The organism is Pseudomonas sp. S2_A10 (assembly GCF_054668465.1).
In genome coordinates, this window is the sequence record NZ_CP162773.1 from 720,649 (window position 1) to 733,422 (window position 12,774).

At 60.2% G+C, this 12,774-nt stretch carries 8 protein-coding genes; 3 read left to right on the plus strand and 5 right to left on the minus strand.

Translation table 11 applies throughout. The features are described 5' to 3' along the window. The first annotated feature begins 76 nt into the window (after nucleotides 1–76). Nucleotides 77–5,068, plus strand: a complete 4,992-nt coding sequence (locus AB4N41_RS03245) for a dermonecrotic toxin domain-containing protein (RefSeq protein WP_460138336.1) — start codon at nucleotides 77–79, stop codon at nucleotides 5,066–5,068. Nucleotides 5,069–5,159: 91 nt separating this feature from the next. On the opposite strand, the gene AB4N41_RS03250 is transcribed toward AB4N41_RS03245, so the two are convergent. The 5 genes from AB4N41_RS03250 to AB4N41_RS03270 form a co-directional block, all read right to left on the minus strand. Further along, the gene (locus AB4N41_RS03250; protein WP_056790095.1) at nucleotides 5,160–5,675 is read right to left on the minus strand and encodes a CS1 type fimbrial major subunit; all 516 of its coding nucleotides are present in this window, start codon (nucleotides 5,673–5,675) and stop codon (nucleotides 5,160–5,162) included. 33 nt (nucleotides 5,676–5,708) lie between these two features. Further along, complete coding sequence (locus AB4N41_RS03255; RefSeq protein ID WP_460138337.1) at nucleotides 5,709–6,452, minus strand: molecular chaperone; 744 nt, start codon at nucleotides 6,450–6,452, stop codon at nucleotides 5,709–5,711. A gap of 44 nt (nucleotides 6,453–6,496) precedes the next feature. After that, nucleotides 6,497–7,714, minus strand: coding sequence for a hypothetical protein (locus AB4N41_RS03260; RefSeq protein WP_460138338.1), 1,218 nt, complete (start codon nucleotides 7,712–7,714; stop codon nucleotides 6,497–6,499). A 4-nt stretch (nucleotides 7,715–7,718) separates the two neighbouring features. Continuing rightward, nucleotides 7,719–10,241: a TcfC E-set like domain-containing protein gene (locus AB4N41_RS03265; RefSeq protein WP_056790099.1), complete on the minus strand. Its 2,523-nt coding sequence runs from the start codon at nucleotides 10,239–10,241 to the stop codon at nucleotides 7,719–7,721. Between the two features lie 113 nt (nucleotides 10,242–10,354). Continuing rightward, a complete protein-coding gene (locus AB4N41_RS03270; RefSeq protein ID WP_041479903.1) occupies nucleotides 10,355–10,843 on the minus strand; it encodes a CS1 type fimbrial major subunit in 489 nt (162 codons plus the stop codon). Nucleotides 10,844–11,338: 495 nt separating this feature from the next. Here AB4N41_RS03270 and AB4N41_RS03275 point away from each other — a divergent pair, with 495 nt between their 5' ends. Together AB4N41_RS03275 and AB4N41_RS03280 are read left to right on the plus strand one after the other, a co-directional pair. Then, on the plus strand, nucleotides 11,339–11,914 hold the full coding sequence (locus AB4N41_RS03275; protein WP_016773362.1) for a PadR family transcriptional regulator: 576 nt from the start codon (nucleotides 11,339–11,341) through the stop codon (nucleotides 11,912–11,914). Then, on the plus strand, nucleotides 11,911–12,696 hold the full coding sequence (locus AB4N41_RS03280) for a siderophore-interacting protein (protein WP_056790103.1): 786 nt from the start codon (nucleotides 11,911–11,913) through the stop codon (nucleotides 12,694–12,696). Before AB4N41_RS03275 ends, AB4N41_RS03280 begins: the two co-directional genes overlap by 4 nt. The last annotated feature ends 78 nt before the right edge of the window (nucleotides 12,697–12,774 follow it).

The window sequence follows — 12,774 nt, forward strand, 5'->3', positions numbered from 1 at the left end:
TCCCGATCTTTGAACTTTTGTTTTGCCCTGCCGCCGGTACGCTGATCATTCCTCAAACAATCAAGGATGATTGGCCATGTCTGACTCCCCTCAGCCTGCCGCAGCCGCCGACAAAGGGCGGCATTACGCGTTCATCGAATCGGCTGTCAGCGCGCCGTTCAAAACTGCAACGCTCAGCCGCAGCCTGGCACTCGCCGCTACGCCACTGAAGCGCGAACCCTGGTACAGCGCACCCGGTACGTATGCGAGCAGACTCGCCGCCGCCAATCTCAAGGCCTGGGACTCGCAGAACAAGGTCGATCATCTGCTGGCCAGAACCGACCTGTACGCCTTCGCCGAGCCGCTGCTCAAAGCAAGGATCAAGCAATGCCATGGCATCGAGCCGGACGTCAGGAAGACCTGGCTGCGCCTGTATATCCCCGCCAGCAGTCCCTGGTATGCAATCGACGTGGTCGACGGTTCGACGACCCGTACGGTCTCCCTGCTTGACGCCGCTCTGCACAACTTTGCCGCCAACGAGACGGTCGGCGCAGGCTCGGACTACATCAGTCAGCCTGATGCGCGCGGCCACTTCGACGTCTTGCCGCTCAAAAACCAGATGCCCATCAGCCAGTTCCAGACACTGTGTCGCGACCTCGACCTGGGCGGGCAATATGCCAGGCACTTGCAGGGCTACTTGCTGCCCGGCGAAGCGCTGGCCGAGAGCCTTCTGCAATACAAGATCGGCACCAGCCTCAAAGACGCCCTCGCCGTCGCGGCGCACATCGCCTTGCTCAAGGCAGAGATCCAGTACGACACCTTCAGGATGGTGCTCAGCTTCAGCACAGAGGAAAACCCGCGCTTGCGTCTCAACAACCGTTCGATTCGCTGCAATGACCTGTCCATGCTCGGTACCCGCCTGACCGGCATTCTGTTGCTGATGCACGGCCACCCCGACAGTCGTGGGGTTCGACGCCTGATCGTCTACGTGCCGCACGATCCGGATCATCCACTCAAGGAGTACGAGTCGCTGGCGGCGTTTCGTGACGAACTGACCCGCCAGTTGCGCGAGGACCGCCTGAGCGCCTCGACCGGGCATACGTACCGGCAATTCTTCAGCCAGTTCGTCGATCAGCAGCAACGTGGGCATTTTTTTGCCGAACTCGAACAGCGGTTGTTCGTCGTCCGCCATCACGAACGCGAGCAGAGCACCGACCAGCGCCCGGTGTGGCGCAAGGACCCGGTGGAAAAGCCCAGGTTGCAGTTCACGCGCTTGCCGTTGCAGGGCGATTACTGGCGGCACGTCTATCAGCAGAAACTCAACAAGGTCATCAATGATGCGCGGCAAATCGCTGTCTCGACCGCCGATGCCGATAGCAACGCACGCTGGGCATGGTGGGACAACTTCAAGCGGATCGTCTCGGACATCTTCAACGTCGCCCTGCTGATTGCCACGCCCTTTGTGCCTGGTCTGGGCGAGGTGATGATGGCCTATACCGCCTATCAACTGACCAGCGATGTAATTGAAGGCATCGTCGATCTGGCCGAAGGCGTCTGGGAGGAAGCTGCCGGACATGTCATCAGTGTGGTGACCGATGTCATTCAACTGGCGGCGTTCGCCGCCGGCGCGCAGATTGGCGAAACGTTGCGGATAAAACTCTCACCGCAGGTCGATGCCATGCAACAGGTCAAATTGCCCGACGGCAAACCAAGCCTGTGGCATCGCGACCTCAGCCCCTATGCACGTGACGAGCTGAGCCTGGCAGCGCAATCGAAGCCCGATCGTCACGGTCTGCATCGACATGCCAGCGCCAGCGTCCTGCCGCTGGAAGGCAAGCTCTATGTGGTGGAAAAAGCCTCCGCCGATGCCACCAGCAAAACCCACCGGATCAAACATCCGAATCGAGAAAATGCCTACCAGCCAAGGATCGAACACAACGGTCACGGCGCCTGGCTGCATGAAGCAGAATCGCCAGGCGACTGGCCCGACGCCCGGCTGATGCCTCGCCTGGGCCACAGCGTCGAGCGCTTTACGCCTGTGCAACTGGAGGACATCCGGCGCAGCAGCGGCACCAGCCACGATGAACTGCGTCGCATGCACAGCGACAACAGCCCGCCACCGCCGCTGCTGGCCGACACGGTCAGGCGCGTCAGTGCATACGAGGATGTCATCGAGGCTGCGCAGAACCTGCGTAACGGCAAGCCGATCGATGCCGATGCGGTATGGCTGGAGCCGATGCTGACCAGCCTGCCGGGCTGGCCGCCGCGACGCGCGCTGGAGGTTTTCGCGCGTCAGGACCTGACCGGCTACTCGCATAAATACGGCAACCCGCTGGCGTCCGAAGCCGACACGTTGCGCATCAGCCAGGCTGATCTCAACGCCGGACATTTGCCCGAGCGGGTCGCCGGGTTCCTGCGCGACGACGAGTTCAATCATCTGCTCGGCCCGATGGTCACTGCCGAGCAACGGGTCGAGGTCCTGCGCGGTCAACTGGCCGACGCACTCAATCAGCAGCGCAGCGCCGTCGCCCGCCATCTGTACCAGGCCGGGCAGCGCAGCGGCGACGCCGACATAGCGGTGATCAGACAGTCGTTTCCGGATCTGCCGTTGCCCTTGGCCGAGACGGTTCTGAGCCAGGCTCGCGTCGCCGAACGGCAACGCATCAGCGACGAACAGCATTTGCCGCTACGCCTGAAGAATCAGGCCCGAGAGCTGGATTTCGAGGCGTCGGCCAGTCGCGCGTACGACGGTTTTTATCGGGACGATCTGATGACCGAACAAACCGAACGCCTGGCGCTCAATACGCTGAAAATCCACACCGACACCTTTGCCGACCTGCGCATCGAAGTGTTCGACGGCAGCCCGCACGGTCCGTTGCGCTGCAGTGTCGGGCCGCAGGACGCCAGTACTGTAAGGCAGCTGCTGAGGCGTGGCGAAGGCCGTTATGAAGTGCGCGACGCCAAGGGTCAGTTGCTGCATGACAGTAGCGACTTCCACGAAGCCATCCTGCGCGCCGTACCGCTCGAAACGCTGGCGAGTACCGGTTATCAGCGCGGTCAGGGCCGCGCCTTGAAACTGTGGATCATGGAACAAAGCGCCCCGCCAGCCGAACGCCGTATTGCTCTGGCGCAACCGCCGATCCGAACGGTCGCCCCCCGCGAGACGGAGATTCTTCTACGCGGCTGGCCCTGGGCGGCAAAGACCCCGGAACAGCGGCTCAGACAGTTGTACCCGAAACTCAACGACAGAGAGGTCGCGGGTTTCCTGACGGCGCTGGAAAAAAAGGGCAACAGCGAACGCGCCATCGCCGACCTTGAGCGCGAACGCGAAGTGCTCGACAACGCCCTCGACAGCTGGCGCAGCAGTTACACCCCCGTCATTGAAGACAACGGGGAACTGATCGCGCTGCCAACGGATTTCGTCCGCGAGGGCGGCTTGTACATCGAGCAGCAGTTGAGGAAGTGCTTCAAACGCGAGAACGAACGGCCCGGCGCACGCAATCCCCATCCGGAACACGGCTATACGCTGGACCTTTCAGCCGAACTGCCGCTACCGAACCTTGAGTCATGGTGGCGCGACTTGCGACGGCGTCGCGGGATGCAGCAATACTTCGACCGGATTACCGGACTGAACATCGCCAACGTTGCGCTTTCAACCACACCGGACAGCCTGCTGGCGAGTTTCCCGAATCTGCGGCAATTGAGCGCCCAGCGCTGCGGTTTCAAGGAGGTGCCGGCTGCCCTCGGGAAAATGCATCAGTTGCAGACACTGGATCTGTCGCACAACAGCATTGAACTGACCTATGACTCAAGCACGCGCCTGAGCAATCTCACCCGCCTGCACAGCCTGAATCTCAATGGCAACAACCTGCGTGTGCCGCCGGATATCGGGCGCATGGAGCAACTGGTCGAACTGAACCTGGTCAATACGCGCATTCGCGATTGGCCGGCAGGATGGCTTGAAGTCGATGGACAGATACGGCAGCGCCCGAAAGGCTTCTACCTGGACATGCGAGACAATCCGCTGGACACCCTGCCCCGGGTCGAACCCGGTAGCGATCAGGCGCGCCTGCTGGCTCGCGCACGGATCAGTGTTGCCAAATTCGACAGTGACCAGTTGCGGCGTCTTGGCGAGTATCGCCAGTCGGTAGGGTTGAGCGTCGTGCCCGGTTATTCATCCGCCGCCGCCGATGAGCTTGATTACTGGAAGTTGATGCCCGCCAATGCTGATCCGTCCCACCCCTCGGCAGCCTTCAGCCGATACCGCGAGCAGTCCTGGCATGACCTGATGGCCGAGCCTGATTCCGCCGGCTTTTTCAGCGTGATCCGCAAGCAACGCGAATCCGCCGATTACGGGACTGACGCGGGGCGGCGGAATTTGACCGCACGGGTCTGGGACATGGTCGACGCGGCGGCGCTCGACGAACATCTGCGCAAAAAGCTCTTCGAGCAGAACGTGTCTGCACAGGATTGCGCTGATCTGGGCCAGCAGCTGTTCAATTCACTGGGGCTCAAAGTCCTGGTATCCAAGGCCTACAACGAAACGGCATCGGCCTCGCAGCTGGAAGACAGACTCGTGCGTCTGGCGCGCAGCGCGGCGCGCCTTGATCGGGTCAGCGATGAGGCCGCCATGGAGGTCAGTCGCCAGCAGCAGCAACACCTGATTGATCCGCGCCTGCCGGCCCCGGACGAAATTCAGATTCATCGGGCGTTCGAAGCGGGCCTGGGCGAGCGTCTGGATTTGCCCTGGCAAGCGGGGGGCATGCCTGTGCAGCCTCGGGCCGGGGTAAGCGAGGAAAAGCTCAACGCTGCCTACCAGAGAATCATCCAGCGCGAACAGGGGGATGGCCTGGTCAACGGCATGATCGATCTCTATACCGATCCTTTCTGGGAGGATTACCTGCGCAATACCTATCCTGACCGTTATCAGGAGAACCTGCGCCTGTACGAAGAAAAATTCCGTCAGCTCGACAGCCAGGTGTTCAGCAGCGACCGGGAGTACAGGAAGCTGGCCGACAAAATCAGCTACGAGCGCAACGAGCTATCCCGCGCCTTGAGTCGCGAAGCCCTCGACAGGGCCGGACTCTGAAACCATCACACGGCATTCGGCGAGCGTTTCAGGCTGGCCGAATCTGCCGACGGACCCTGGTCGTGCTTGCGATACCCACCGCGTAAGACATTCAGGCATCAGCGTCATTGCCGTTTGGCGCGCTGGCGCTGAACAACAGCACGACGTTGCCGCTGTAATGACCGGGGCGGTAGCCACCCGGCGGTTTGATGGGTTCGATTTTCAGCAGCACACGTTTACCGACAGCCGCCTCTTCTTCCGAAAGCACTTGTTGCGGAATGATGTGCGAACTCAGCACGACGTCATTGAACGTCACCCGCAGCTCAATCACTTCACCCGTTGTGCCGGTATCAAGGAATGGCTCGGTGGCCAGACGCGCCTCGATGGCGCTGCTGTCATGCCGCATGTCAAAAGATTTTTCCAGATTGCCCAGGCTGTCCGTGGCATGGTGCCAGGCCAGCACCTGCGGACGGTGAATCCAGTCCGGTTGTGCCGGAATGATGTAGAAGGGCCGACTGGGAATGGTCAGCGACACTTCGAAGGTGTGCTCCTCCCGGGCGGCCCACGTCACAGCCGCGGTCAACGCGGCGGCGACCGCCAGCAGGGCGGCGGTGCATTGCTTGATCATGTTGGCTACCTGATGCGTGAATGGAAAACCGGCCTAGCGGCTGGCGACTTTCATGGTTTTCTTGTCGCTGCCTTCGATCAGAAAGAAGCGGTACTCACGGCCCTTTTCCTTGTTGAAGGCAAAGGACTTGCCCGCCAGCACATGGTGTTTGGTGGTCGCCCCGCAATCGCTTTCCTTGCTGAGCGAACAGCTCTTGAACTCATCGACGATCACCACGGTATTGCCGTTGTTGCGCAGTTCGTAGCGACCTTCGGTTTCGTTGATCGCCGTGGCGTAACGCGCGTCTCTTGGGCGGACAAAGAAGATCGTGCCAAACCCGGTCATGACGTTGACGCCGGCCGACAACGACTTTTTGTAATCCTCCCGCTCTTCACCGGTGACGACAAAATCGTCTTCCTTTTCCGGCACCACGGGCACGAAGCGCACGCGGAAATAGCGTTCTCGATCCCGTTCGCCCATGTACAGCAAGCGTGTGCCCTGCATGCCTTGCGCCGGGACGATCAGCCGCGCCGGGCTGGCCATCAGGCCGTTGCGCGAGGCGCCATCGGCGGCGTTCTCGACAGCAATTTCCTTGGGCGTGCCGGCGTCGTCGTAAACGATTTCGAGCACATTGATCTTGACGAATGCGGTGGCGTCGCCGCTGTTGAAAACCCGTTTGAGATAGGTGCTCTTGTCGGCTTCCAGATAGTCGTAAACGGTGCCGACATTGATCTGCGGCCCGGCCTGCGCCGTCAGGCAAAAAACGCTGAGCAGGCCCAGCAAAAGACCATGGTTCATCGTGTTGAACTCCATGAACGTTGAGTGAAAGCGGACCGGGACGCTCATACTTCCGAATCCCAGATAATGGTGACGTTGCCGCGCAAACGGTCGTTCTTGCCCGGCCTGAGCAGGAAGTCGATGTCTTTCGATGTCATATCAAAATGAAGATAGCCAGGCTTGCGCTCGACATACACGCCAGGCTGAAACGGCGCTGACCAGCGATTGAAATCCAGGGAAATCCGGTTAACCGGACCGCCGCCGGGGCCGCTGATGCCCGAAGGCAAACTCATCGAGACATGAACCGGGGCCGTATCGCCCTTCGGGCTACCCAGGTTGCAGACGTTTCCGCCGTAGGAATTGCACAACATCATGACCTTGAAACGCGATGAGGCCGAAATGTAGAAGACCTGGTCGGCAAATATCCGCGTGGGTTTGCGTCCACTGTTGATCCATGGCTCCCAGCCACCCACGGGCTCGAGCGTGACCCGAGTGCCGCCGGGGGGCAGGTCGACCTTGAGGGTGTGTTGCACGTCGAGGACGAAATCCAGGGTCAGCGTGGGGTCGTCCGGCTGCAGCAAGAGGCCGCCCAGAACAAAATCGCGGCCGCCTCCCAAGGTGTAAGTAACCGAGCCGGTATATTGCCCGGTAGACATGCCCAACGGATTGGGAGTCCTTAATTCATAAGCAAAATCCATCTTGTCGAAAGCTATTGACGGGAGACGGTAAGCGGCGTTTTTGGAGCAGCCAGCTTGCACCGGGGTCTTCCAGAAGAAGCGATAACTGTGCGTACCGTAGGACGCCACACCGCTGTAACGGCAGGGTTCCGGCACATAAACCCAACCGCTGGAGTCCCATAATTTGTCATGCGCTTCAGCCACGTCTGACACGCCGGTGATGCTGGTCGCGGAATCGCCCAGAATGTACGTGGAGCCGATACCGATGATGCGCACTTCGACGGTTTCGGTTTCCTGCGTTTGCATATTGGTAACTGTCAATTGTCGCCAGTCGGCCGGGGCTTTCACCAGCATCGGTTCACCACGTGAGATGAAGCGTGTGGAGTCGAACCGTACAGGCATCTCGATGCTGAAAATGTTGTGGTCGGCGCATTGCGCCGGGTAGCTTGCGCAGTAGCCGGTGTTGGGGGTTTTGTTCACGAACAGATTCTTGCCTGGCTGCGTCGGGTCAGGCTGAAACGTCGCACGGATTTCCTGATTGAACCCATGGGCGGTGGACATGGCCAACGCCAGCGTCAGCGCGCAGCCTGCCTGGAAGATTTTCATATGCTCAGCCTGCCTTCATTTCGGTGGTAGTGACGTCGGCGAGGGTGTCTGGGGTGCAACGCAGATCGCCGATCATCAACACGTCGTTTTCGCTGCGGTGGTCGGCCTCGTTCAAGCGGAACTGGCACAACAACTGGTTGCCCTGGCGCACTTCCAGGGTGGGTGAACCGGCGTTCATTTCCATCGAGAAGAAACCGTCGACTTCGGTCACGCCACGGCTGGCGTGGTTGATCACGTGGTGGCCCTTGAGCGGCCGCCCGCTTGCATCGACCAGGCGACCGAGCACGGTGAGGGTTTTCATCACGCGAACCTTGCGATACTCGATGCCGCCCTTGTTCAGGTGATAGCGGGTTCGCGCCGGTTCGATGGTGGCGGCCGGTACGGTGTTGCCTTCGAAGTCGAAGCTCACCGAGCTGTTCTGATAAGCGGTGATCGGAATGAAATTGCGCCCCGGCTTCAGCGCGGCACCGCCGCCGCTGTAGTCATCGGCCCGCAGGACGATGTCGTCGATATCCGACTCGACGTCGACGATCATTCCCGCACCGCGCACGTCGCTCTGGCTGGTCAGCAGCATCTTTTCGCCGCCGACCACCAGTGTGCTGTCGAGGTTGAGCCCGCCAGTGAAGTTGCCGTTGTAGGAAGAGCGCTGGACGAAGGCGTCGCCGTTTACCGCGTCGGTGCGGAAATTGGTCAGGCTCGACATGCCCAGGCCGTAAGTGTCGGTAAGCGCCGTCACCGAGACGCTTTGCAGCACGTGATCCTTGAAATCCTTGCGCCAGCCGAGCGAAGCATTGTTGTCGCGTTTGCCGTCGCGGGCCGTGCGTGAACCGATGCTGCCGGTGAGCTGCTGACCGGGAGCGCCCAACGCCAGGTTGATGCTCAGATCGACGCCGCGATTGCGCGCATCGCCACTGCTGAAACTGCCCGGGCGATCAAAGACCGACAGGCGCCAACTGGCATCACTGCCCAGCAATACGGCGCGCTGGGTCCAGCCCAGATCCACGCCCACGCCTTCGACATTGCCTTCGCTGTGCGAGACCCGGGCATTGACCGAACTCTTGCTGCTCAGCCGATGGTTGAGCGCCAGCGACGAATTGCTGGTCTGGCCGACAAACACGTTACGTGGACGAACGCGCGTGCCGTCCGGCAGCGTGTCGTAGGTGTTGGTGGTGTCGAGCCAGCTGCGGTTGTGGCTGATCACCAGACTGCCCGCGCCATAGTTGTAAAGGCTTTGCAGGTCCAGACCGGTGCCGTAATCCTCGGTCTTGTAGACATTGGCATACAGGCTGACGTGGTTGGCCAGGGTCCAGTCGATGGAAGTACCGTATTGCAGTTTTTCGCGGATCTGCCGCGCCGACGCGCCGACAATCACCCGTGGGTGCAGCAGGTAATTGACCGCCGCACCGGCGGTGGGACTGCCGCTCGATTGCGTGTCCCAGTTGCTCAGCAGTTTGCTTTCTTCACCGGCAAACACGTTGTAGCGCCAGCGTTCGTCAAGGTTGCGCCAGTTGCTGGGCTTGTACACCAACTCCTGGGTGGTGGAGGTGATCTGGCCGTCTTCGATCAGGCGCACTTCCACTTCATAAATACCGCCGGGCAGCGGCCGGGTGTCGAGGGTCTGCAAACCGGCCGGCACCGATTGGGTATTGATCAACAGACCGTCGCGCCAGATCTCCACCGAACCCTGCCGGTTGGCTGTCACGTAGATCGGGTAAACGCTGGGCATCGGGCTGTTGATCGCGAGGCTGTCGGAGCTGCCGTACATGAGGCCGACCGCCGTATCGGGGCTGGTGCCAAACGTGCGCGGCTGGCGCGTCAGTCCTTCGGAATTGGGGGTGAAATAACCCAGGCGCAAGAAACTGCCTTGCAGTTCGCGCTGGGTGTGCAGCTCGTGCACGGCGTGGTAGAGCTTGTCGTCGGGGCCGCCAAGCCGGGCCAATTGCAGATTCAGCGTCTGGCTCCAGTTGCCCAGGCTTGAACTGGCTTCCAGGCCAAAGCGTCCGCCGAGGTCCTGATCCTGGCCACCGTTGAGGTTGAGCTGGTTGCGCACCATCAGGCCGCTGCTACCACCGCTCGGTTGCTCGTAATAACGCTTGGCTTGAAGGTCGCGTTCGGCGTTTTCGGTGACGATCGATACCAGCGAACTTTCCAGGTTGTAATGCACCGCGAGAAACTGGTCGGGGCAGGAACCGCTGCACGCACCTAATGGCACGCCGGGTTTGAGGTAGCTTGCCCATTTTTCCCGTTCAGCGGGGCCGAAGCGGTTTTCGCTGGTGTCGGTGAATTCGAGAAGGGTGATGCGATCATCGCGGGACAACACCACCATGGCCTCACCCAACGGCTGTTGGTCGACTTCGACCCGCACCGCCAGAGGCACATCAAAGAAATGCTCCTCGAAATCCGCTGGCAAGCCTTTGGCCTGCGCCAGCAAACTGCGTGGCGTCGTACCGGCGGTGTTGGATGCGACGGCTGCGCTGGCACAAAACAACAGCGCAAGCGCAGCCGCGATGGGTGTCATCGGGAACATGAACTCGTACTCTGATTGACTGACAATGAAAGTCCGTCGGGGCAAACATCACTGCCTGCCCCGTCGGTTGACGCCACTGCTGAAAAGCGAGCGTTTTGGACCTGATCAGTCGATCAGTTGCCGCCAACCGGTGGCACGGCGTCGAAGATCATCGCCACGGAACCGGTGTAGTCACCCGGCTGAAAGTTGCTGCCTTTGGCGGAGATTTTCAGCGGGGCGCGGTAGTTCACATCCGATTCGGATTCACCGACGACCATTTGCGGGGTCAGGGTCAGTTCCTTGTTGTTGAGCATGACCTGCAGGTCGATCGAGGTATTGCCGGCAACCAGTTTCGGCAGGCTTTCCAGACTGGCGTGAACCGAACCGTTGTTATTGCGCACGTCGAAGAAACCGTTGACGTCGGCCATCTTGCCGGTGGTCGGCTGATAGCTCATGTCCTGGTCCTTGTTGACCAGATCCGGATCAGTCGGCACCACATAGAAACCGTTGGTTGGCACATGAGCGATCAGGCTGATGGAGTGCGACGCTTCGCCCGCAGCGAAGGCAGTGGAGGACATTGCCAGAAGAGCCAGTGGAGCAGCGATTGCGATTTTCTTGAACATCGTTCAGTACCTGTTTGCTTTATATAGGGGGTGTCATTGAAAGTTCACAAACCATTTGCTCATCGACCGCCAGAGCAACTTGAACTTTCAATGGCGGGCATCATCGGCTGTTGCCTCTGGAATGTAAGCAGGCAACTTCCGACAAACTCGTAGTTAAACAACCTCACACCCCGCCAGAAAAAAGAACAAAAAACAGATACTTGCAACATTCGCTGTAAGTTGCGCCCTACACACAGTTACAGGCAAAAAACCATACAGCAACTTAGCCGCTTTAAGGCGGCAACTTGCGAGGAATTAGAACATATACTCAAGTACAACTAGAGCGATAACTTTAACTTTACGGTCACCGCTTTGATTTATTGATCAAAAAACTTTTTCCGGCTCTTTTTCGCTTTGACCGCTCGTCCGTCAAGCTCAGGACAAGGCCAAAAACGTCTTGCGTAACGCTTAAGATATATCTTAAGTTGTATCTAAATACGACGAGAGAGAAGCGAAATGAGAGACCATCATTCCCCCCATCGCGAGCACGGCGATGGCCGCGACGGCTTCGAGAAACGCCCCGGTCGCGAACGCGGCGGTCGCGGCCCGCGAGTTTTTGCCCCCGGCGACTTGAAATTGCTGTTGCTGGCGCTGATCGCCGAGCAGCCCTGCCACGGCTACGACCTGATCCGCCAGATCGAAGGCATGTTCGATGGCGCTTACAGCCCGAGCCCCGGGGTGATCTACCCGACCCTGACCTTTCTGGAAGAGAGCGATTTGATTGCCGGTGATGCCGAGGCCGGCAAAAAGCGTTACAGCGTCACCGACGCCGGTCGTTTGTCTTTAAGTGAACAAGCGGTGGCGCTCGACGGCGTACGCATGCGCATTGACGTCAGCAAGCGCTCGCTGCGCGGCCATGATCGTCCGCCGGAAATCCACGAAGCGGTGCACAACCTGCGCCATGCCTTGCAGCTGCACCACGGGCGCTGGAGCGCCGAGGAAATCCTGCGCGTGCGCGACCTGCTCAACGACACCGCCAAAGCCATCGTCGACGGCCCTGCCGTTCAACCTGCCACGGAGAAAGCCGAATGACTGCAGTCGATACTCAAACCATTCACCGCGTGATGCACGAAATCAAACGGCGCAAGCTTGAAGTGCTGCGCGTCACCGACCTGACCCCACGCATGCGCCGCATCACCCTCGGCGGGCCGGAACTGGCCGGGTTCATCAGCCTGGGCACGGACGATCACGTCAAACTGCTGTTCCCGCAGAACGCCGAACAAGCGGCGGCGCTGGAGACGATGCAACTGGGCGCCGGCAAGGACAACGGGCCGATGCCCGAGATGCGCGACTACACGCCGCGTCGTTACGACCTGGAAAAAATGGAGCTGGACATCGATTTCGTCCTGCACGGCGACGGCCCTGCCTCGACCTGGGCCGAGCAGGCACAACCGGGGCAGTTCCTGCACATCGGCGGGCCACGCGGGTCGATGATCGTGCCGGACATCTTCGACAGCTATCTGCTGATCGGCGACGAAACCGCCCTCCCCGCCATCGCCCGCCGCCTCGAACACCTCGCGGCGAATCGCAAGGCGCTGGTGGTGATCGAAGTGGAAAACGGCGCTGAGCAGCAAGTGCTGGAAAGCGCAGCGCCGTTCAATGTGATCTGGGTCCTGCGCGAAGGCGGCAAGGACAACCTGCTGGCTACCGTCAAGCAATTGCAGGTGCCCAAGGGCAATCTGTACGCATGGGTGGCGACCGAAACCAAGGTCTCACGGCAGATCCGCCGGGTACTGATCGATGAGCATGGGCTCGATGAACAGTTCATCAAGGCGGTCGGCTACTGGCGCGCCGAGGGCTCTGAGGAAGAGTGATCTCTTCCTGACCCATATCACCCTTGTGGGAGCGAGCCTGCTCGCGAAGGCATCGGCACAGTCGAAAGATTTGCTGGC